This window comes from Bradyrhizobium centrolobii (assembly GCF_001641635.1).
In the GTDB taxonomy this organism is placed as follows: domain Bacteria; phylum Pseudomonadota; class Alphaproteobacteria; order Rhizobiales; family Xanthobacteraceae; genus Bradyrhizobium; species Bradyrhizobium centrolobii.
The window spans coordinates 40,797-62,936 of record NZ_LUUB01000055.1 but is presented as its reverse complement, the minus strand read 5'-3'; the positions used below and the strand labels follow the sequence as shown (position 1 = coordinate 62,936).

Sequence of the window (22,140 nt, the reverse complement as noted above, 5' to 3'; positions counted from 1 at the left end):
CGTAGAGCCTGTGAAGCTATTGGATCTGCGGAGATTGGCCGGCAGGGAAATGGCGAGTTGAGTTGATCCGAGGGCTGTGACGAGGCGGACTGTGGGTGCCACTATGGTTTGGCGAGATGGTGGCCCTGCAGGATGTTGTTGGTGAGCGCGTACCAGAGGACGACGGCGCGGACCTTTTCGATACCGCGGACGGTCAATTGCCGCAGGTCCCAGTTGCGCCAGCGGGCATGTATGCATTCGCAGATCGTACGGGCTCGGTACTGAGCTTTGCCGTCTTCGCTGGCCATGCGAGCACGCCAGGCCAACACGCCCGGACCGTCGCCATGCCGGGGCAAATAAGGATCGACACCGCTCCTGGACTGCGTTGGTGGACAGTAGATGTCGATGCCTTCGCTATGCGCCCACTCGATATCCTCGGCGCTGCAGAAACCGCCATCGACGAGGTGGCGGCGGGGAAAGCGGCCCAGCAGTGATCGCGTTCGTTCCAGCATCGGCCGCATCAGGCCGCGATCCGATCCATTGTTGTCGACGTCGACCGTGACCACGATCAGCTCGCCCGCCGCGCTGGCCACCTGCACGTTGTAGGCTGGACGAAAGCCGGCATCCGCCATCTTCATCACCCGCGCCTGCGGGTCGGTGGTGGAGGCCCGCGCCTCCTTCGGCTTTTTGCCATTGCCGCCCTTCTCGTCGAGCTGCTTTCGCTTGCGCTTGATCTCGGCCAGCGCCGCTTGCGCCGCCTGCACCCGCTCGCTGCGTTCGCGCGCCGCGCGCTCCCTCGCGGCCCGAATGCGCCGATTGCTGGCTTCCGGATCCGCATCGACCTCGCGCTTGAGCTCCTCCACCACAGCCTGGGCCTGCGCCATCTGCCGATCCAGCGTCGCCTCCCGCCGGAACGATCCGGTCCCCGCATTGGCCCGTATCCGCACCCCGTCCTGGGTCAACTTCTCCAGATCGACCAGCCCCGCCTTGCTCAGCGCCGCCAGATGCTCGCTCAGCAGGCGGTCGAGCAGGTCGGCACAGCCGACCCGGAAGTCCGACAGCGTGTGATAGTTCATCGACACTCCGCCACATAGCCAGCGATAGACGTCATGGCTCTCGCAGAGGCGGTCCAGCGCACGCGCGCTGCCCACGCCATCGCTCGTGGCGTAAAGCCAAAGCGCCAGCAGCAGTCGTGGCGATGGCGGCGGATGACCGGGCGTATTCTCCCGCGCCTTGACCCGATCCTCAAGCTCGCTCAGGTCCAGCCCCTCAACATAGGCCCAGATCACGCGCGCCGGATGCTCTTGCCCGATCAGGCTCTCGATATCCACGGCACGCAGTTCGATCTGGTCACGCATCGGCTCGCGCAGCCGCGGCGCTCCAACCGGCTCTGCACCTGCTCGCGGCTTCGCCTGTTCCGGCAGCTCTCCAAATAGCTCTTCGTCAGCCATCATCCCCTCCGCCGAATCAAGGCACACAGAGAATCACGACGGCCTTGATCTCCGCTACATCCGCCCAGCCGAAATGAAAGATTCACAGCCTCGTAGGGTGGGTTAGCGGAAGCGTAACCCACCACGTCTCTCACAACCGGAAAGAAAAGAGGTGGGTTACGCCTAGCGGACTGCGCTTCGCGCAGCCGCAGGGCTAACCCACCCTACGGGATCACACCTCTCGCTGCCTTAGCAGCTCCTCGAGATCCAGCCGCTTCGTGACCATTGCAAGCTTGCCGTCCGGCCCAAATGGCCATTGCTCCCTGGGCTTGTCCCAATACAGCTCGACGCCGTTCTCGTCGGGATCGCGCAAGTAAAGCGCCTCGCTGACGCCGTGGTCGCTCGCGCCATCGAGCGCGATGCCGGCCGAGAGCACGCGATGCAGAGCATCGGCGAGCGCAGGCCGGGTCGGATAGAGGATCGCCGTGTGATAAAGCCCGGTCGTGCCCGGTGGCGGCGGCGAGCCGCCCTTGCTTTCCCAGGTGTTGAGCCCGATGTGGTGATGATAGCCGCCGGCCGAGATGAAGGCGGCACCGGAGCCCATGCGCTGCATCAACTCGAAGCCGAGTACGCCGCAATAGAAGCCGAGCGCGCGATCGAGATCGGCGACCTTGAGGTGAACGTGGCCGATCCGGGTGCCGGGATTGACGGCTGGGCTTTGCGACATGTGGTTGCTCCGTTGACGAACTCCACATAAGGCGGGCTTCGGGACAGTGCTACCAGCCTATCTCGAAACCCAGCGTTTCCGGATCGGCAACTAAAGCGGGGATGAGTTTTGGTTGTATCGATGTGAGCCGAGGGCGCGGTTCACCTCTCCCGTAGGGAGAGGTCGGATCGCATTGAAAGATGCGATCCGGGTGAGGAGTTAAGGCATCCATTGAGCGCTGCGGCCCCTCACCCGGATTGCACTGGACGATGCTTCGCATCGCCAGCTGCAATCCGACCTCTCCCCGCTGGGGAGAGGTGAACATGGGCAAACGATCGTACTCAATCTCATCGCGCACTAGCTAAGCTCCGAGACCTCACCCTCGGGCAGACCGAACTCGAACGTGTTCAGCGTCATCGACACCAGCGTGTAGTAGCCGCACAGTCCGATCACCTCGACGAGCCCGCGTTCGCCGAGCAGCTTAACCGCGTCGTCGTAGAGGCCCTTCTCGACGCCATGGCCTTCATGCAGCGACTTCGCCACGTCGTAGATCATCTTGCCCTTGGGATCGTCGAACTCGGGCGTGCGGCGATCGCGAATGGCGTCGATGATCTCCACCTTCATGCCGCCTTGCAGGGCGAGGCGCTTGTGCGCATACCATTCGTAATGCGCGGTCCAGTGCCGCGCCGTCACCATGATCGCGATCTCCGAGAGCTTTGCGGGGAATACCGTGTCGAAGCGCAGGACCTCGCCGAGCCGCGTGGCATGGCGGGCCATGTCGGGGCTGCTGAGCCAGGCCATCATCGGTGCCGGTGGCTTGCCGCGTTTTCCGGCAATCGACTCCTCATAGGTCTGCCGCTGGTTGTCGCTCATTTCGCCAGGCGAAAGTAGTTTCAGGCGCATCCTTGTTTCCTCTTTATTTTCAAGCCTCGCCGTAGCAGCGACTATAGCCGAATGCCGCCTCGCGTGAGTAGCCGCGCGATGCGGAATAGGTTGAATTCCGCGATGCAATGGCCCAGAGTCTCCAGCAACAAGTCGATTTTGATTGATGGAAACGACCCATGACTGAAGCCAAGACGAACGATTCCGAGACGGACGATCTCGAAACATTCCGCAGCGAAACCCGCGCCTGGCTGGAGGCCAACTGTCCGCCGGAAATGCGCAAGCCCGTCGCCTCAGATACCGACGTGTTCTGGGGCGGGCGCAACGCGAAATTCGCCTCCGAGCCGCAGCGCGTCTGGTTCGAGCGCATGCGCGACAAGGGCTGGACCGTGCCGGACTGGCCGAAGGAATATGGCGGCGGCGGCCTGAGCGCGGCCGAGCACAAGGTGCTGCGTGCCGAAATGGCGAAGATGGGCGCACGCCCGCCGCTGTCGAGCTTCGGCATCTGGATGCTCGGGCCGGCGCTGCTGAAATACGGCAATGAAGCGCAGAAGCAGGAGCACCTGCCGAAGATCGCGGCGGGCCTGATCCGCTGGTGCCAAGGCTATTCCGAGCCCAATGCCGGCTCCGATCTTGCTTCGCTCCAGACCCGCGCGGACAGCGATGGTGATGATTTCATCATCAATGGCCAGAAGATCTGGACGTCCTATGCGAACTACGCCGACTGGATCTTCTGCCTGGTCCGCACCGATCCGGCGGCGAAGAAGCACGACGGCATCAGCTTCATCCTGTTCGACATGACCTCGAAGGGCGTGTCGACCAAGCCGATCCTCTTGATCTCCGGCTACTCGCCGTTCTGCGAAACCTTCTTCGACAATGTCCGCGTGCCGAAGTCGCATGTCGTCGGCACCGTCAACCGCGGCTGGGACGTCGCAAAATATCTGCTGCAGCACGAGCGCGCGATGATCTCGGGCATGGGCGAGCGCGGCGTCGGCCGTCCGCTCGGGCAGATCGCCGCGGATTCGATCGGCACGGACGCTCAGGGGCGCCTCGACGATGCGATGCTGCGCAGCCAGATCTCCACCTTCGAAGTCGATGAAGCTGCGCTTGCGGCCTGCGCCGAGCGTGCGGTTGACCTCGCCAAGGCGGGGCAGGCGCATCCGGCGTTCTCGTCCGCGATGAAATATTACGGCACCGAGCTCAACAAGCGCCGCTACGAGATCCTGATGTCGGCCGGCGGCGTCGATGCGCTGGAATGGGAGAGCGAGCGCTCCAAGCAGGGCGCCCGTCCGCGCGCCTGGCTGCGCACCAAGGCCAATTCGATCGAGGGCGGCACCAGCGAGGTGATGCTCGGCATCGTCGCCAAGCGCATCCTCGATCTGCCGGGGGCCTAGAGCACGCTCTCACAGTACGTCATTCCGGGGCGCGCGAAGCGCGAGCCCGGAATCCATAACCACCAATCGGGAGTATGGATTCCGGGGCTGGCCCACCCAAGTCGGCTGTTGCCGACTTGGGCAATAAGGATGCTAAACTCGGGTAAACCCGAGTTTAGTGGGCCATCCCGGAATGACGAAAATCAGATAGATTTCGAATCGGAAACACCACCATGGCCCTCGTCCTCACCGAAGAACAATCGATGCTCCGCGACAGCGCGCGCGGGCTGATCAGCGACAAGGCGCCGGTGTCGCATCTGCGCCACTTGCGCGACTCCAAGGATCCGACCGGCTTCTCCAAGGAGTTTTGGCAATCCTTCGCCGAGATGGGCTTTGCCGGCCTGCTGGTGCCGGAAGAGTTCGGCGGCAGCGGCCTCGGCTTTGTCGAGGCGGGTGTGGTGATGGAAGAGATCGGCCGCACGCTGATGTCGTCGCCGTTTTTGGCCACCAGCGTGGTCGCGGCCTCGGCGCTGAACCGCGGCGGCAATGCCGCGCAGAAGTCGGAACATCTGCCAAAAATCGCCAACGGCTCTCTGCTCGCCACGCTTGCGATCGACGAGGGTGCCAAGCACCGGCCGCTGCAGACCAGCTTGCAAGCCGTGCGCGCCGGCAACGGCTTCAAGCTCTCCGGCGCCAAGGCGCTGGTCGTCGACGGCCACGTCGCCGATCTCATGATCGTCGCGGCGCGCACCGCGGGCTCTGCCGGTGAGCGCGACGGGCTGACGCTGTTCCTGGTCAATCCGCAAGCAAAGGGCGTTGCGATCGAGCGTACCATCATGGTCGATTCGCACAACGCGGCGCGGATCGAGTTCGTCAATGTCGAGGTCAATACCGACAGCGTGCTCGGCGAGGTCGATCAGGGCGCAGGCCTGCTCGACGGCGTGCTCGATATCGGTCGCGGTGCGGTGGCGTCCGAGATGGTGGGCTTGAGCGATGAAGTGTTCAACCGCACCGTCGAGTACCTGAAGCAGCGCAAGCAGTTCGGCAAGCTGATCGGTGAATTCCAGGCGCTTCAGCACCGCGCCGCCCAGCTCTATGTCGACATCGAGATCACCCGCGCCGCCGTGATGAAGGCGCTCCAGGCGCTTGATACGGATGTCGGCAAGGCCGCATCAGCCGTCGCGGTGGCCAAGGCCCGCGCCGGCACCACTGCGACGCGCGCGGTGCAGGAAGGCGTGCAGATGCACGGCGGCATGGGCATGACCGACCAGTTCGACATCGGCTTCTTCATGAAGCGCGCGCGGGTCTGCGAGGAACTGTTCGGCGATGCGAATTACCACACCGAGCAGCTCGCCCGGGCGAGGGGATATTGAGCTTGTAGCCCGGATGGAGCGCAGCGAAATCCGGGGGATGTCGCGGCGAAAAGTCCCGCATTCCGCTGCGCTCCATGCGGGCTACGGCCCTGAGAGGATGAAAGCTCGTGCCCCAAGCTCGTCATTGCGAGCGCAGCGAAGCAATCCAGAATCTCTCCGCGGCGACAATCTGGATTGCTTCGTCGCTTCGCTCGCAATGACGATGGAGAGACCGCCTACCGCATCGGCGGCGCGTATTGCACACCACCCGCGTTCCAGAGCTGGTTCATGCCGCGCGGGATCTTCAGCTTGGATTTTTCGCCGATATTCCGCTCGTACATTTCGCCGTAATTGCCGACGTGGCGGATGATGCGCACGGCCCAGTCCTTGGTGAGGCCGAGCTGCTCGCCGTAATTGCCTTCGGTGCCGACCAGCCGCATCACCTCGGGCTTCTTCGACTTCAGCGCTTCGTCGATGTTCTCCGAGGTGACGCCGAGCTCTTCGGCGTTGATCATCGCGTAGAGTGTCCACTTCACGATCATCATCCAGTCGTCGTCGCGCTGGCGTACGACGGGAGCGAGCGGCTCCTTGGAGATCATGTCCGGCAGGATCATGTGGTCGCCGGGTTTCGAGAGGTTCAGCCGCAGCGCGTAGAGCTGGGAGACGTCGGCGGTCAGCGTGTCGCACTTGCCGGTGTCGTACGCCTTCACGACGTCATCCAGCTTGTCGAGCTTCACCTCTTCAAACTTCATGTTGTTGGCGCGGAAGTAGTCGGTGAGGTTGAGCAGCGTCGTGGTGCCGGCCTGCACGCAGACCTTGCTGCCGTTCAAATCCAGCGAGGTCTCCTTGTTGCGCGAGCGCGGCACCATGAACCCTGCGCCGTCGTAATAGGCGACCGCGGGGAAATAGAGGTCGTAGTCGAGCTCGCGCGCCATGCTCCAGGTCGAGTTGCGCGAGAGAATGTCGACCTTGCGGCTCTGCAATTCCTTGAAGCGCTCGCTGGCGTCGAGCGGAACGAACTTCGCCTTGCTCGGATCGTCGAAGATGGCGGCGGCCACCGCGCGGCAGAAATCGACGTCGAAGCCGGTCCAGTTGCCCTTGTCGTCGGGAATCGAGAAGCCCGGCAGGCCCTTGTTGACGCCGCACAGCACCTCGCCGCGCCGCACGGTACGCTTCAGCGTGCGCGTGTCGTAGAATTCATAGATGACCGCCAGGGCGCCGACCAGCACGGCGACCGCGAGTCCGATCAGCAGGCCGCCTCGAAAAGTGCGCATGATGTCTCTCTCTCGAAATAATCGGGAAAAGGGCTATTGGCGAAGGCGGGAAGATCAGAGTTCAGGCTTCTGCCGCACGACCACCTTGGTGCCGACCGGGACGCGATCATAGAGATCGGCCACGTCGTTGTTGACGAGGCGGAAGCAGCCCGACGACACCTTGGTGCCGATCGTGTCCGGACGGTTGGTGCCATGGATGCGGTAGACCGTGGTGCCAAGATACATCGCGCGCGCGCCGAGCGGATTGCCGGGACCGCCGGCCATGAAGCGCGGCAAATAGGGCTGGCGCTGGATCATCTCCGGCGGCGGCGTCCAGTCCGGCCATTCCTTCTTGTTGGTGATGTTCAGGAGGCCCTGCCACTGAAAACCGTCGCGGCCGACGCCGATGCCGTAGCGGATCGCGCGCCCGCCGGGTTGCACCAGATAGAGGTGACGCTCGGCGGTCGAGATGATGATGGTACCCGGCGTCTCAGTGGTGCGGAAATACACGACCTGCTTCTGCCATTCCGGATCGAGCTGGTAACTGTCGTCCGCGATCAGGCCGGGCTCATCGCCGCGGTCAGGCTGCTGGGCGAAGGCAGATGAGGTGGACAGGACCAGACCGAGTGTGGCGATGAACATCCCGGTCAGGCGACGAAAATCCGTCATATCAGGCTCTCCCCGCTGCCAAAGCGCAAATCATTCGGAACCATCAAATCTCAGGGGCAAGTTCATGGCAAGTTAATGGCGCGCCCGGCCGGTATGTAACGAGAATACTTTGGTTTTTTGACATGCATCAATGCCACGAAGTGGGGGCATGGCGCGAAAAGCAGTGGCAGCAGCATCCCCGGCGGGCGGAGGCATGTCAGATCTGGTTGTTCTGAGGCTCGATCCCGAGGCGCCGGACGATTTCGGCGCCCACGGCGCGCGCCTCGTTCCTCGAGCCGATGCGGGGGCTGCGAAACCTTTGCCCGGACCGCAATCTGATCACGACGATGCAGTGCTCGTCCTCGGATCGTCCGCGGCGTTCCACCGTGATCGCCTTCACGTCGTGCCCCTCGATATGGTCCGCGCGCAGCTTGCCGTCGCCGGACAGGCGTTCAACGCGAATATCCCCTTGCCGGATGATCCAGAAGGCGCCGGTCACGAGATTGGCGTATCGGTGCACGGCGAACGCAGCGATCGCGCCGATCGGCAGCAGCATGATGTCGACCGGGCCGGGCGACAGACCGCGCCAGAGCTTGTAGGCGTAGGGAACGGCGGACAGTCCGACGGCGATCAATGCAACGATCCGAACGTCCCTTTTGGAAAACGGCTCGACGGGTTCGCCAAGATGCATCTCGGGATTGGTGGCATCGAGCGGATTGACCGGTGCCTCGACGTTGGGAACGCCGAATTGCGCGGCGATCCGAGCGACCGTTTCACGCACATGCGTGACGTCGGAGATCGGCGGGGACGTCAGGCGCTCGCCCGAAGCAAGCGTGAAGGCCAGATGGAAGCGGGCTTTGGAAGCCTTGCTTCCCGGGACCAGCAGTCCCGCTATGTCGTCTTTCGCGACGATCCTCGTGCGGAGCCGTCCGAAGGGACGCTGTTGCCCGATCAGGATCTCATTCGGCGTGATGATCCACACCACCGCCGGCGCCAGCATGACGCCGGCGATGAACGCGGCTCCCAATAGGAGCGCGAGCACGGATATGCTCACTTCCAGGTAATCGTGCGTGAACAGGCCGGGTGTGAAGCAGAGGGAAACGGCTGCCGCAAAGCCGGCCATGACCAGCCGCTGCGCAATGGAGGAGCCTTCACGAAGGCGAATTTCGTTGCTGGTGGTCGCGTCGTCCATTTCGGGCGGCTGATTCCGTCGGCACGAAACTCCACGGACATATCCGTGGAGTCAAGCAACAACAGCGGCAAGCGGAACCAGTCACGCGATGTTCGTGCGGCATCAGCTGCTGGCGTTGAGCAGGCGTGCCACCGTCCGGTCGATCTCGTCGTAGCTGCCTTCGCCAGCATGCCGGAAGACGATTTTGCCGCTCTGGTCGATGACGTATTGCGCCGGCCAATACTGGTTGCGGTAGGCGTTCCAGGTGCGGGAATCGTTGTCCTGCGCCACCGGATAGGTGATGCCGTGACGCTTCAGGGCGGCCTGCACGTTGGCGGCCGAGCGCTCGAACGGGAATTCCGGCGTGTGCACGCCGACCACGACCAGGCCCTTGTCCTTGTATTTGGCATAGAGCTCGGTGACGTGCGGCAGCGTGTTGACGCAGTTGACGCAGCCATAGGTCCAGAAGTCGACCAGCACGACCTTGCCGCGGAGATCGGCAATGGTGAGCGGTTTTGAATTGAACCAGTTGTTGATGCCGGTGAAGTCCGGTGCGGTTTCGTGGCTTGCGGCAGCGACGGTGATCGGCGCCGCGCGCGAAGCCTCGTCACAGATGCCGGGAATCACGGCGCCGGTCACGGCAAAGCCGATCAGTGCGGCAGATACGGCGAGCAGTTTGGGGGTCATGGAAGCGTCCTCCGGTGCGATGATAATCACAGGCCGATCTGGCCGGTGGGATAGAAGCCGGTGAGCCACGCCACGATCAGCGTGTCGTATTGGAAGTAGGCGGCGACCGCGAAGGCGATCACGACGACGCCAAAACCCTGCTGCAGGCGCGGCGAGATGCGCGCGAGGCTGCGCACGCGCGTGGTTGCGGCCTGCCCGCCATAGGCGATCGCCAGCATCGGGATCGCCGCGCCAATTGCGTAGGCCACCAGCAGCGTGCCGGCCCAGGACAGGTTCTTCGACGTCGCAACCAGCGTCAGGATCGAGCCGAGCACGGGGCCGGCGCAGGGCGTCCAGACCAGGCCAAGCGTGGTGCCGAGGACGAGTCCGCCGAGCGCGCCTTCGCGCTGCGCGGCCTGTGACGCCCCGAGATCGAGCCAGCCATTGAGCCGGATCGACAGCCACTCGAACGGCGCCGGCCACAGCATCAAGAGGCCGAAGCCGAGCAACAGGATCGCCGCAGCCGAGCGCAGCAAATTGGGGTCGAAATCGAACAGCCGCGTGATCGCGCCGAGCAGCAGCGCGGTCGCGGAGAACGCGATGACGAAGCCGAGCGCGATCATGGCGGGGCGCAAATGCGAGGTGCGGCCGATCGAGGCGCCGAGCAGGATCGGCAGCATCGGCAGCGTGCAGGGGGCAGCAATTGTGAGGATGCCGGCGAGGACAGCGAAGGTCAGGTCGAGCATCGGGCCACTCGTGAATGGGTCACGAGGTTGTTCGTGCGCGATACATCAGTCGTTACACGCGTCACACGTTCGTGACCGGTGTGCTGCCCCAAAGACGGTGCGTTACCCGCCGCGAACACGGCGCGCTCCCTGCCCCCTTGCGGGGGAGGGTTGGAGAGGGGGTAGCCCCGGGCCAAGTCGGAGTTCGTGGCTGCCCCCCTCCCTGCCCCTCCCCCGCAAGGGGGGAGCGAATGAGAGAGCGGTGCCAGCCTCAAACACAAAACGACCCGGAGGGGGGCATCCCGACCGGGTCGTTGGAGGTCCTTGGGAGGTCTAACCAAAACCGTATGCGGACTTTATAGTGTCGAAGTTTTTCCGCCTGATGTTGTGCTTTGTTTCAATTGTTTCGTCGGCGGTAACACTTTCGTGTCCGGGATAGGGCCGTAGCGATGGTCCTATCCAATTGAAATCTCGAATCTTTACGCGGCGAAGCGGTCGACGCCGGCGCCCCTAAGCAGGTCGGCCAGTTGCTTGCGGGCATAGAACATCCGCGTCTTCACCGTGCTCTGGGGGATGCCGATGATCGCGCCGACCTCCTCCACGGACTTCTCATGGTAGTAGACCAGATTGATGATCTCGCGATGCGCGGGCGACAGTTTTGCCACGCAGGCGCGCAGGATCGCGCTGGTGTCGCTGCGGTCGAGCGAGGTCTCGGGCGTGTCGGCCTCGTCGGGGATCTGGCGCACGTCTTCCTGGTCGATGTCCTCGAAGCGGCGCTGGCGCATCGCGGTCAGGGCTTTGAAGCGGGCGATCGAGAGCAGCCAGGTCGAGACCTGCGAGCGGCCCTGGAATTGCCTGGCGGTCCGCCACACGTCCAGGAAAACCTGGCTCACCAGGTCTTCAGCCGTCGTGGCGTCGCGCACGATACGCAGGATGAAGCGGTACACCCGCACATTGTGCCTGCAATAGAGGATGTGCATGGCCGTCCGGTTGCCGTCGGCGATGCTTTCCAGGAGCATGTCGTCCGAGGTCGCCTGAGCAGCAATGATGCTCTGGCTGGCTTCGGCGTTGATGGCGACGACGTTCTGCATGACTGGCTCCCCGTAGCGCCGCAACCGGCGGCGTTTCCTTGGACCAAAGTGTTAATGAGCCAGCGTTTCGGGACGTCTGCGCGACAAGCGGAAAATGGTTTCATGCGTCGCCAAATTGTTTCGTCGCAAACCGCGCGACGAAACATTCGGGGCAAAAAGTAGTGCAATTTCAATGTACGGAAAATACGGGGGTGCGGACTTCGCGGGGTTGGGAACGAATTGCGGGCTCTTGCGTTCGTTGCCGCCTCGATTCACGCCGTCGTCCCGGCCTAGTTGCGCAATTGCGCACTAGGCCGGGACGACTCACTGAGATTGTTGCTGCTGCCTACGCCTTCTCGCCCGCCGGCGAGAACAGATAGCCGCCGCCGCGGATGGTGCGGATCACCGCGGGCTTGGTCGGGTCTGGCTCGATCTTGCGGCGGATGCGCATGATGCGCAGATCGACGGCGCGGTCGAACGCTTCGGCGTCGCGCGCATTGGCCAATTCCAGCAGACGCTCGCGCGACAGCACGCGCTTCGGATTGGCCGCAAACACCTTTAGCAGTCCGAACTCGGACGCGGTGAGCGGATGCTCGTTGCCCTCGTCGTCGCGCAAGGCTTGCGCTTCGAGGTCGAGCCATTTGGTGCCGAAGCGCACCAGTTGATCCTTTTCCGATTTCGCCGCCGCCGCTTCCGTCGCCACGGCTTTCACCGGCGCGCTCCGTCGCAGCACCGAGCGGATGCGTGCCATCAATTCGCGCAGCTCGCACGGCTTGGCCACATAATCGTCGGCGCCGAGCTCGAGCCCGACGACGCGGTCGATCGGGCTTGCCGTTGCCGTCAGCATGATCACCGGGACATTGATGCGGCTCTTCAGGTCGCGGATGATCGACAGCCCGTCTTCCTCGGGCATGTTGAGATCGAGCACGACGAGATCGGGCATGCCGCCCTCGATCGCTGCGCGCAGGCTCTTGCCGCCGTCGCACAGCGTCACGGTGAAGCCGTGCATCTTGAGGTAGTCGCCGACCATTTCCCGGGCCGGGGCCTCGTCGTCAACGATCATGATGTGCTGGCTTTGGGTCATATCACTCAGATCTTGGCACTGGGATCAGGGCATTTCGGTCGCGGGCAGCGTGATGGTGAAGGTCGACCCCTTGCCGGGGCCGTCGCTCTCGGCGGTCACCTCGCCGCCATGCATGTCGATAATACGCTTGACGATGGAAAGCCCAAGCCCCGTCGAGCTCTCGCCCGCGGTCGGCTTGGCCGAAAGCCGCTGGAACCGGCCGAACAGGCGGCCGAGATCCTCCGGCGAGAGGCCCGCGCCCTCGTCGGTGACGCGGATGATGGTGTCGTTGCCCTCATGGCTGACCGCCACGGCGATCTGGCCGCCGATCGGGCTGTATTTGATCGCATTGCTGATCAGGTTGTCGATCGCCTCGCGGATGCGGTCGGTGTCGCACATGGTGACGATGTTCGGCGGCGCCGCGACGCTGATCGTCTGCTGCTTGTTGACCGCGAGCGGCTGGTTGGCGTCGGCGACCTCCTGGACCAGCGCGGCGACATCGACCGGCTCGCGGCGGATGGTGATGTCGAAGGCATCGGCCATCGCGTCCGAGATCAGATGATCGACCATCGTGGTCAGCCGCTTGGTGGCGTCGCGAATGTGGTCGACCTGGGCGATGACGCCGCCTTCCGACGCACCGGTCGAGATCAGCTCCTTCAGCATCTCGGTGCGGCCGAGGATCACGCCAAGCGGATTTTTCAGATCGTGCGCGACCGTGCCAAGAATCTCGTTCTTGAAGCCGTTGGCGCGCTGCAGCCGCAGCCATTGCGCGGACAGGCGGCGGTTGGCCTGCATCAGCGCGCGGGTGCGCTGGGCGACGCGGTCCTCGAGCTGCGTGTTGGCGTCCTGGAGCTGTTGGTAGAGGATCACATTGTCGAAGGCGATCGAGAGCCGGCTCGAGAAGATCTCGACCAGCGAGCGGTCGGTTTCGGACAGCTCACGCTCGGCCTGGAGCAGTACCACGACCTCGCGGCCGCTGCCGGTGCGCAAATAGATCACGCTGCGATGGTCGGCGAATTCGTTCTTGCGGCGCTGGAACGCGGCCTCCACCAGCTCGCGTAGATCGGGGTCGAGCGCCTTCGACGAGGTCGTGCCGATGAAGCGGCTGTAGCAGCCGCTGCCGGCGAGCACCGAAAGCTCGGCATCCGATCCGCCATTGTCGCGCAGGACCAATATTCCGGCGCAATCGACATTGAGCAGCGAGGCGAGCTGGGTCAGCACGCCCTCGGCGAGTCGCTGCATCGACTTGAAGTCGTAGAGCGTCGAGGCCGCATCGATGATGATCTCGAGCCCTCGCCGCGTCTGCACCATGCGCTCGAGCTGCTGATAGGAGCGCAGCGCCGCGGTCAGCGAGGTGAACAGCTTGTCGGCGGTGAGCTCGGTCTTGGCCTTGTAGTCGTTGATGTCGTACTGCACGATCACGCGCCGCTCGGGCGCCTGGCCGGGCTGGCCGGTGCGCAGGATGATACGCACGGTCTCGTTGCGGATTTCGTTGCGGATGAATTCGACGAGCTCGAGGCCGGCGACATCGGTCTCCATGATGACGTCGAGCAGCACGGCGGCGATGTCGTGGTGCTGGGCCATCAGCTTGCGACCCTCCGCCGCGGAATAGGCGGAGAGGATCTCCAGGTTCTGGCCGTTGAGGCTGTAGTCGGACAGCGCGAAGCGGGTGCCGTCATGCACGGCCGGATCGTCGTCGATGACGGCGATCTTCCATTTGCGGGAGCTGGTATCCTCCGACGCGGTACCGGTATCGTCGATCAGGTGGAGGACATCGTCCTGTTCGGCCATTGAGAAGTCCCGTCAGTCTCTGTGCTTTGCGCGCCGCCCTTGGCGACCCGCGGCATGATAATCCGAAAAGTAGTGCCTTGTCCCGGCTTGGATTCCAGCATCATCCGCCCGCCGAGCTGCTGGGTGACCAGGTTATAGACGATATGCAGGCCAAGGCCCGTGCCGCCTTCATTGCGCCGGGTGGTAAAGAAAGGGTCAAAGGCCTGGCGCTGCACGTCGGGCGTCATGCCGGCCCCGTCATCGGCGAAGATGATCTCGATGTCGTCGGACCCGCGCGGCCGTGCCGAGATCGAGATCGTGCCGGCGCGGCCGTCGGCGAAGGCGTGGTTGGCGGCGTTGAGGAAGAGGTTGGTCAGGATCTGGCCGTAGGAGCCGGGATAGCCGTCGAGCAGCAGCCCCTCGGGCACATCGACCTGGAGCGTGATCGGCGAGCGCTTCAGGACGGGGCGCAGACTCGCGATGATCTGGTCGGTTGCTTCGCTCAATGAGAACTGCCGCCGCTCGGCATGGGAGCGGTCGACTGCGACCTGCTTGAATGACTGGATCAGCTCGCCGGCACGCTGGAGGTTGGCGACGAGCTGCTGCGAGGCGTCGCGCGAGGCCTGCACGAACTCTTCGAGCTGCGAGCGGCGCAGGCCGCCGTCGCCCTTCAGCTGCGCCTCGAAGATCTCGCTGCGCCGGGCAAAACTGGAAGCAACCGTCAGGCTGATGCCGATCGGATTGTTGACCTCGTGAGCGACGCCGGCGACGAGCCCGCCGAGCGCGGCGAGCCGTTCGGCATCGATCAGGTTCTGCTGTGCGGTATTGAGCTCGAGCAGCGCGCTCTCGGCCTTCTCCTTGGACGCGCGCAGCTCGTCCTCGGCCTTGCGCTTGGCGATCGCGTTCTCGCGGAACACCTCCACCGCGCGCGCCATGGCGCCGACCTCGTCGCGCGCCTTGATGCCCTGCACTTCGCGATCGAGATCGCCCATCGTGATCGCGCGCATCGCCGCCATGATCTGCTGGAGCGGCAGCCGGATCGACAGCGCGATCAGCACGCCGACGCTCAGGATGATGCCGAGGAAGATCACGGCGATCGACAGCACCCGCCGCGAAATGTCCGACAGCGTGCGGTCGAACGTCTCCTGCGCCTTCTGCTCGCGCTGGCGCATCTTGGTCGAGAGATCGTCGATGGCGCCGATCGCCTCGGCCTGGCTGGCGTCGATGGTGTTGCGCAACAGCTCGGTGCGGCTGGTGAGCTGCTCGGAGAGTTTTGCAAAGCCCTCGCGCAGCGCGGCGGTGCGGGTCGCGAGCCGTTGCAGCGCCATGCGCTGGAGATCGTTGTCGGCGAGATCGAGCATGACCGGAATGGTCGTCTCGATCGTCTCGGTGTTGTGGCGCGCGTCCTCGGCCGCGCCGGGCGACAGCGACAAATAGTAGGAATTCGCCGCGACCAGCATGGCCGTGAAGGCCTCGCGGGATTTGCCGAGCGAAGGCCAGATCAGTGCGTCGCGGTGGCCGGTGGCGCCCTCGATGATGGAATAGAGGCCCGCCATGTCCTTGGCCGGGCCTTGCACCTGCTCCTCATAGGTTTTGGCGATGGTCGCCTGCACGCTGCGCAGCTCGCCGAAGCCGTTGAGGAAGCGCTCGGTGGTGCGCTCCAGCTCCTCGACCGAGCCGGCCAGCATCGGGTCCTTGGCGGCGCGGTTGGTCAGTGTGCCCAGCACGGCCTCGCGCAGCAGGAGGATTTCGGCGAACAGGTCCGGGCTCGGCTGGTTGATGTAGCGGTGGATCAGGTTCTGCAGGCGCCCGGTCTCGCTTTCGAGCAGCGCCAGGATCTTATCGGACTCGCGCACCTGGCGCACGTCGTCCCAGGCCGAGCTCAGCACCTGCGAGCCGTTCCAGATCAGGCCCACCAGCACCACCACCACGGCGGAGTTCAGCGCGGCGATCGACAGGATGCGCCAGCGGATCGGCACCGCCCGCAAGACGCCGACCAGGCGTGCGCGCAGCCGCCCGACCCGGCCGGGCAGCCTGTCTGCGAGCTCGCTGTGTCCTGGCGCAGTCAACGAACCTCACTCCACCTTGCGAATGCGTTCGATCAGCGCGGCCGCGGCGGGATCGCGCGCGGCCTTGGCGTAGATCGGAGCCATCGCGTCTTCGAACCGCCTGCGGTCGACGTCCCTGACGATGGTGACGCCGGCGGCCTCCGCTTTGTGCTGCGACTGCTCCTCGAGGTCGCGCCACTTCTCGCGCATGAAATGGCTGGAGCGCAGCGCGGCCTCCTTGAAGGTCTTGCGGTCGTCCGCCGACAGGCTTTGCCAGGCCTTGAGCGAGATCACCAGCACCTCCGGGCTCATGGTGTGTTCGGTGAGCGTATAGTAGCCGGCATATTTGTAATGGTCCGTCGTCACGAAAGAGGGCGAGTTGTTCTCTGCGTCGTCGATCAGATGAATCGCAAGCCCCGTGAGCACCTGCCCATAGGGCAGCTCGACCGGCTCCGCGCCGAGCGAGCGGATCATCTCGCTCATCAACTCCGACTGCTGCACCCGGATCCTCAAGCTCTTGAGGTCGGCCACGCTCTTCACCGGCCGGACGCCGTTGTAGATCGACCGTGCGCCGGAATCGTAGAAGGCCAGACCAACGAAGCCGTAGGGCTCGAAGCTGTCAAGGATCTCGCTGCCGATCGGCCCGTCCAGCACCTTCTGCATGTGCTCGATGGAGCGGAACAGGAATGGCATGGCGAGCACGTTCATCGCCGGGACGAAGTTGCCGATCAGTGCCACGTTGGTCCGGTTGAGGTCGATCGCGCCGGCCCGGGTCTGCTCGATCGTCTCCTTCTCCTCGCCGAACTGGCGGGAGTGAAACACCTTGATCTCGTGCCGGCCGCCGGTGCGCTCAGCGATCAGGGCGCCCATGTAACGCAACGCCTGGACGGTCGGATAATCCTCGGACTGGGTGTCGGCGGCGCGAAATTCACGCGCAAACGCCCCCGTCGCGCACATCGCGAACAAGAGCACGACGAGTACCACCCCGGTCCGCGAGAGTTCGGCACGGTTCAACACTGGCACACTCAACCCCTCAGTGATGGAGTCTATGGCGGGACGAAAAGGTTCAATGCAATCTAGCAGATGGTCAAGGGAAGGCTATCCCGGCCCGAGCCGGCGGCCGATTGTGCGGTGCGAGCGGTCTTTATTCCCGGTTGAAACCGGAGATGCAGGGCCTTAAGCACGAGCGAACGACAGCCGCCTTTTTGTTCGCAACCGACGGGATGAGCGATCGTGATTCGAGCTTCGCGCCTCTTGCAGGTCGCCGCCGCCACAGCGGTGCTTGCCTCGACCTCTCCGGCACGCGCCGCCACCGACATCGCGCTGTGGCACGCCATGTCCGGCGAGCTCGGCCGGCAGTTGGAGAAGCTGACCTCTGATTTCAACGCCTCGCAGTCCGACTACCGGATCGTGCCGAGCTACAAGGGCAACTACACCGAGACCGTGACCGCGGCGATCTTCGCCTTCCGCTCGCGCGGCCAGCCCGCGATCGTCCAGGTCAACGAGGTCGCGACCGCCACCATGACCGCGGCGAAGGGCGCGATCTATCCGGTGTTCAGCCTGATGCGCGACCTCAACGAGCCGTTCTCGCCCGATGCCTACCTTCCCGCGGTCTCCGGCTACTATACCGATGCCACCGGCAATCTGTTGTCGTTCCCGTTCAATGCGTCGACGCCGATCCTCTATTATAACAAGACCATGTTCCGCGATGCGGGGCTCGATCCGGAGAAGCCGCCGAAGACATGGCCCGAGCTGGGGCTTGCTGCAAAACGCCTGCGCGCGCGCGGAGCCGTGTGTGGCTTCACCACGTCCTGGCCGTCCTGGATCCATGTCGAGAATTTTTCCGCCTTTCACAACCTTCCGCTCGCGACCCGCACCAACGGCTTTGCCGGGCTGGACGCGGAATTGACCATCAACAACGCAACCCTGGTGCGTCACGTCGCCCAGCTTGCCGAATGGCAGAAGGACAAGGTGTTCGACTATAGCGGCCGCGGGCAGTCGGCCGAGCCGCGTTTCCAGAACGGCGAATGCGGCATCTTCATCGGCTCCTCGGCAACGCGCGCCGACATCAAGGCGAATTCGAAGTTCGAGATCGGCTACGGCATGATGCCGTATTGGCCGGACGTGAAGGACGCGCCGCAGAACTCGATCATCGGCGGCGCCACGCTGTGGGTGCTGCGCGATCGCCCGCGCGATGAATACAAGGGCGTGGCGAGGTTCTTCGCCTACCTGTCGCAGCCCGGCGTGCAGGCGGCCTGGCACCAGAACACCGGCTATCTGCCGATCACCCGCGCCGCCTTCGAGCTGACGCGCGCGCAGGGTTTTTATGAGCGCAACCCGGGCTCCGCGATCTCGTTCGAGGAGATCACGCTGCATCCGCCGACGGACAACTCCAAGGGCATCCGGCTCGGCTCCTTCGTGCTGATCCGCGGCGCGATCGAGGACGAGCTGGAGCAGGCCTTTGCCGGCAAGAAGGGTGCCCAGGCCGCGCTCGATTCCGCGGTCGAGCGCGGCAACAAGCTCCTGCGCCAGTTCGAGCGCGCAAGCCCGGACCGGTAGAACTGGTGAGATTAGGTCTGCCTGCATTCGCGAATGAGGTGCGCTCCCTCTCCCGCTTGCGGGGGAGGGCTGGGGTGGGGGTGCTTCCGCGATGGAGACACTCCCCGTATGGTGAGAGCCCCCACCCGGCGCCTCGCGCCGACCTCCCCCGCAAGCGGGAGAGGTGGACCTACGTTCTCGGCTTGCCCTGAAGCAACAAAAACAGATTCTGCTTTGGATGCGGCCTGCCGATTGCGAGCGCAGATGACCAACGTTACACCGCAAGAGTTGCCGGCTTTCGCCGATGCGCAAAGCTTTCGCGCCTGGCGCTCCGATCCGCCGCGATGGCTGCCGATCGCGCTCGACATCGCCCGCGGCCATGGCTTCGACAGCCGCTCGCCGCAGGTTTTCCCGACCGGCACCAATCTCGTCGTCGGGCTCGACGACCGGCTGATCCTGAAGATCTTCCCGCCGCTGTTGCGCGCGCAATTCGTCTCCGAGCGCGGCTCGCTGACGCAGCTTGCAGGCCGTCTTCACCTGCCGATCCCGGAGATCGTCGCGGAAGGTGAGCGCGACGGCTGGCCCTATCTGATCATCACGCGTCTTTCCGGCACGCTCGGCTCGGAGGTGTGGCCGCTTCTATCGGAAGCGCAGAAGGAGCGCGTGCTGCGCCAGATCGGCGAGACCATCGCGGCCGTGCAGCGCGCTCCTCTCGGGTCGCTCGGGAGAATCGAGCCGCGCTGGGACGAATTCATGCGCAGGCAGATGCAGGGCTGCCGTAGCAGGCATGAACGTCTCGGCCTTGCGCCGAAATTTCTCGCTGGCCTCGACGAGCTCCTGCGCGAAGCGGCCGAGCTCATCCCGATGGATGCACCGCCGGTGATTCTGATCGGCGAATACATTCCGGAGAATTTTCTGCTCGCCTGCCATGACGGTGAATGGTCGCTGGGCGGCCTGTTCGATTTCGGCGACGTGCTGATGGGATGGCGCGACTACGACCTGCTCGGCCCCAGCGCCTTCATGGCGGCGGGCCGGCCGGGCCGGGTCCGCAGCCTGCTCGAAGGTTTCGGCTACTCAAAGCTCGACTTCGCGCTCAAGCGCCGGCTGATGGCGCTGATGCTGCTGCATCGCGCCAGCGATCTGAACAGCCACATCTGCATCGAGGGCTGGCAGGAGAAGGCGAACGATCTCGTCGAGTTGCAGGATTTGATCTGGCCGGGGTAAGTACCCCCTCTCTCTCCGTCATTCCGGGGCGCCGCGAAGCGGCGAGCCCGGAATCCATTTTCCCATGCGTTCTGCGGCCGGATGGATTCCGGGTTCGATGCTACGCATCGCCCCGGAATGACAAGGTGTTACTTATTGGGCGGGCTCATATTTCGCTAAGCTTATTTATTGAGCAATTTATCCTCTTTGTATGCAATGGCGCCCGGGCGAGGCTTCGGTCACGGCGTCGCAAAATCGGAAAATCCATCAAATTTTCACGTTGTTATCGTCAATATTCGTCTTGGCACGAACCTTGCGATGCCAGCTCCAACCAGAAACGTTTGTGTTGGAGCCATTGCATGAAGCGCCGCGATTTCCTCAAGTCCGTCTCCGGATTGGCCGCTGGCGCGGCGCTTCCGGCCATGCCTTCCGTGATCTCGTCCGCCCACGCCGATGCGCGCTCCGAGACGCTGCTGATCGTCTCCGAAGGCGGACCCAACAATCTCGATATCCACGGCGTCGGCACCAACGTGCCTGGCTATGAGGTGTCCTGGAATTGCTACGACCGCCTGATCAGCCACGAGATGAAGAGCGGTCCCGGCGGCGTGCCTTATTACGATCGCGACAAGTTCAAGGGCGAGCTCGCCGAGGACATGAAGATCGACGACATGTCGGTCACCTTCAGGCTGCGCAAGAACGCCAAATTCCACGACGGCACGCCGGTCACGGCAAAGGACGTGAAGTGGTCGCTCGATCGCGCGGTCTCTGTCGGCGGCTTTCCGACCTTCCAGATGAGCGCGGGCTCGCTGACGAAGCCGGAGCAGTTCGTCGTGGTCGACGACTACACCGTGCGCGTCGACTTCCTGAAGAAAGACAGGCTGACGATTCCCGATCTCGCGGTGATCGTGCCCTGCGTCGTCAATTCCGAGCTGGTGAAGAAGAACGCGAGCGAGAAGGATCCCTGGGGCCTCGAATATACAAAACAGCAGACCGCGGGCTCCGGCGCCTACAAGGTGACGAAGTGGACGGCGGGCACCGAAGTGGTGATGGAGCGCAACGAGGATTGGGTCTGCGGTCCCCTGCCGAAGATCAAGCGCGTGATCTGGCGCATGGTGCCGCAGGCCGGCAACCGGCGTGCGCTGCTGGAGCGCGGCGATGCCGACATCTCCTATGAATTGCCGTTCAAGGATTTCCAGGAGATGAAGGCGAACGGCAAGCTCAACGTGGTGTCGCTGCCGTTCTCGAACGGCATCCAGTACATCGGCATGAACGTGACCAAGCCGCCGTTCGACAATCCGAAGGTGCGACAGGCGATGGCCTACGCGATGCCATACCAGAAGATCATGGACGCCGTGCTGTTCGGCCTCGGCAATCCCATGTTCGGTGCGGCGGCCGAGAAGCCCACCGAGGTCGCCTGGCCGCAGCCGCACAAATACAACACCGACATGGAGAAGGCGAAGGCGCTGCTTGGCGAGGCCGGCTACGCCAACGGTTTCGAGACCACGATCTCGTTCGACCTCAATTTTGCGGGCGTCAACGAGCCGCTCTGCGTCTTGGTGCAGGAGTCGCTCGCCCAGCTCGGCATCAAGACCACCATCAACAAGGTGCCCGGCGCCAACTGGCGCACCGAGCTGAACAAGAAGGAGATGCCGCTCTTCACCAACGTGTTCTCGGGCTGGCTCGATTACCCCGAGTACTTCTTCTACTGGTGCTATCACGGCAACAATTCCGTCTTCAACACCATGAGCTACAAGTCGGCGGAGATGGACAGGCTGATCGACGGCGCGCGCGCTGCTGCCGCCATCGGCGACAAGGCAACCTACGACACCGACGTGAAGGGCTTCGTCGATCTTGCCTACGCCGACATTCCCCGCATCCCGCTGTACCAGCCCTTCGTCAACGTCGCGATGCAGAAGAACATCTCCGGCTATCAGTACTGGTTCCACCGCAGGCTCGATTACCGCGCGATGGCGAAGGGGTGAGTTGTCATGATCGGCGCGAGCGACATGTCCGTGTCTCTCCGCATCTCTCACTCGAGTGAGGTGAGCACACTTCCCGCATTCCCTCCCCCCTTGCGGGGGAGGGGCAGGGAGGGGGGTAGCCCCGAACTCCGACCTCGCCCGGGGCTACCCCTCTCCCATAGCCGAAGCTTCGCTTCGGCGTTGACTAGAAGGACGGCCGCCGAAGGCGGCCTATGCCTCCCCCGCAAGGGGGGAGGGAGTGCAGCGGAGCAGGTGGCCGCCGCTCGTTCTCTTGAGTCGCG

At 63.9% G+C, this 22,140-nt stretch carries 18 protein-coding genes; 5 read left to right on the top strand and 13 right to left on the bottom strand.

The window, feature by feature from the left end:
• Window positions 1-101: 101 nt before the first annotated feature.
• From AYJ54_RS17850 to AYJ54_RS17840, 3 genes are all read right to left on the bottom strand, one after another.
• Window positions 102-1,433 carry an IS1182-like element ISBrsp8 family transposase gene (locus AYJ54_RS17850; protein ID WP_076611642.1) on the bottom strand — a complete coding sequence of 444 codons (1,332 nt, stop codon included), beginning with the start codon at window positions 1,431-1,433 and terminating at the stop codon, window positions 102-104.
• Between the two features lie 208 nt (window positions 1,434-1,641).
• Window positions 1,642-2,136, bottom strand: a complete 495-nt coding sequence (locus AYJ54_RS17845) for a VOC family protein (RefSeq protein ID WP_063700668.1) — start codon at window positions 2,134-2,136, stop codon at window positions 1,642-1,644.
• Between the two features lie 336 nt (window positions 2,137-2,472).
• Complete coding sequence (locus AYJ54_RS17840) at window positions 2,473-3,018, bottom strand: carboxymuconolactone decarboxylase family protein (protein ID WP_063700666.1); 546 nt, start codon at window positions 3,016-3,018, stop codon at window positions 2,473-2,475.
• Between the two features lie 158 nt (window positions 3,019-3,176).
• On the opposite strand from AYJ54_RS17840, the gene AYJ54_RS17835 reads away from it, so the two are divergent.
• Window positions 3,177-4,391, top strand: a complete 1,215-nt coding sequence (locus AYJ54_RS17835) for an acyl-CoA dehydrogenase family protein (protein ID WP_063700664.1) — start codon at window positions 3,177-3,179, stop codon at window positions 4,389-4,391.
• A gap of 212 nt (window positions 4,392-4,603) precedes the next feature.
• The gene (locus AYJ54_RS17830; protein WP_063700663.1) at window positions 4,604-5,743 is read left to right on the top strand and encodes an acyl-CoA dehydrogenase family protein; all 1,140 of its coding nucleotides are present in this window, start codon (window positions 4,604-4,606) and stop codon (window positions 5,741-5,743) included.
• A 215-nt stretch (window positions 5,744-5,958) separates the two neighbouring features.
• Here AYJ54_RS17830 and AYJ54_RS17825 read toward each other — a convergent pair whose 3' ends face one another.
• The 10 genes from AYJ54_RS17825 to AYJ54_RS17780 form a co-directional block, all read right to left on the bottom strand.
• A complete protein-coding gene (locus AYJ54_RS17825; protein WP_063700660.1) occupies window positions 5,959-6,996 on the bottom strand; it encodes an amino acid ABC transporter substrate-binding protein in 1,038 nt (345 codons plus the stop codon).
• Between the two features lie 54 nt (window positions 6,997-7,050).
• Window positions 7,051-7,644, bottom strand: coding sequence for a L,D-transpeptidase (locus AYJ54_RS17820; RefSeq protein WP_063700658.1), 594 nt, complete (start codon window positions 7,642-7,644; stop codon window positions 7,051-7,053).
• Window positions 7,645-7,840: 196 nt separating this feature from the next.
• Window positions 7,841-8,815 (bottom strand): hypothetical protein, encoded by a 975-nt coding sequence (locus AYJ54_RS17815; RefSeq protein ID WP_063700656.1) that lies wholly within the window; start codon window positions 8,813-8,815, stop codon window positions 7,841-7,843.
• Window positions 8,816-8,917: 102 nt separating this feature from the next.
• Complete coding sequence (locus AYJ54_RS17810; RefSeq protein WP_063700677.1) at window positions 8,918-9,481, bottom strand: thioredoxin family protein; 564 nt, start codon at window positions 9,479-9,481, stop codon at window positions 8,918-8,920.
• Window positions 9,482-9,507: 26 nt separating this feature from the next.
• Entirely contained in the window at window positions 9,508-10,206 is a 699-nt protein-coding gene (locus tag AYJ54_RS17805) for a cytochrome c biogenesis CcdA family protein (protein WP_063700654.1), read from the bottom strand.
• Window positions 10,207-10,664: 458 nt separating this feature from the next.
• Window positions 10,665-11,276 (bottom strand): sigma-70 family RNA polymerase sigma factor, encoded by a 612-nt coding sequence (locus AYJ54_RS17800; RefSeq protein WP_063700653.1) that lies wholly within the window; start codon window positions 11,274-11,276, stop codon window positions 10,665-10,667.
• A 325-nt stretch (window positions 11,277-11,601) separates the two neighbouring features.
• Complete coding sequence (locus AYJ54_RS17795) at window positions 11,602-12,339, bottom strand: response regulator (protein WP_063700651.1); 738 nt, start codon at window positions 12,337-12,339, stop codon at window positions 11,602-11,604.
• Window positions 12,340-12,363: 24 nt separating this feature from the next.
• Window positions 12,364-14,109: an ATP-binding response regulator gene (locus AYJ54_RS17790; protein WP_063700648.1), complete on the bottom strand. Its 1,746-nt coding sequence runs from the start codon at window positions 14,107-14,109 to the stop codon at window positions 12,364-12,366.
• The gene (locus AYJ54_RS17785; RefSeq protein ID WP_063700646.1) at window positions 14,079-16,157 is read right to left on the bottom strand and encodes a sensor histidine kinase; all 2,079 of its coding nucleotides are present in this window, start codon (window positions 16,155-16,157) and stop codon (window positions 14,079-14,081) included. Before AYJ54_RS17785 ends, AYJ54_RS17790 begins: the two co-directional genes overlap by 31 nt.
• A gap of 6 nt (window positions 16,158-16,163) precedes the next feature.
• Complete coding sequence (locus AYJ54_RS17780; protein ID WP_063700645.1) at window positions 16,164-17,159, bottom strand: TRAP transporter substrate-binding protein; 996 nt, start codon at window positions 17,157-17,159, stop codon at window positions 16,164-16,166.
• Window positions 17,160-17,372: 213 nt separating this feature from the next.
• On the opposite strand from AYJ54_RS17780, the gene ugpB reads away from it, so the two are divergent.
• From ugpB to AYJ54_RS17765, 3 genes are all read left to right on the top strand, one after another.
• A complete protein-coding gene (gene ugpB / locus AYJ54_RS17775) occupies window positions 17,373-18,695 on the top strand; it encodes a sn-glycerol-3-phosphate ABC transporter substrate-binding protein UgpB (protein WP_430641432.1) in 1,323 nt (440 codons plus the stop codon).
• A gap of 243 nt (window positions 18,696-18,938) precedes the next feature.
• A complete protein-coding gene (locus tag AYJ54_RS17770) occupies window positions 18,939-19,898 on the top strand; it encodes an aminoglycoside phosphotransferase family protein (protein WP_063700641.1) in 960 nt (319 codons plus the stop codon).
• 338 nt (window positions 19,899-20,236) lie between these two features.
• Window positions 20,237-21,859: an ABC transporter substrate-binding protein gene (locus AYJ54_RS17765; protein WP_063700639.1), complete on the top strand. Its 1,623-nt coding sequence runs from the start codon at window positions 20,237-20,239 to the stop codon at window positions 21,857-21,859.
• Window positions 21,860-22,140: the final 281 nt, after the last annotated feature.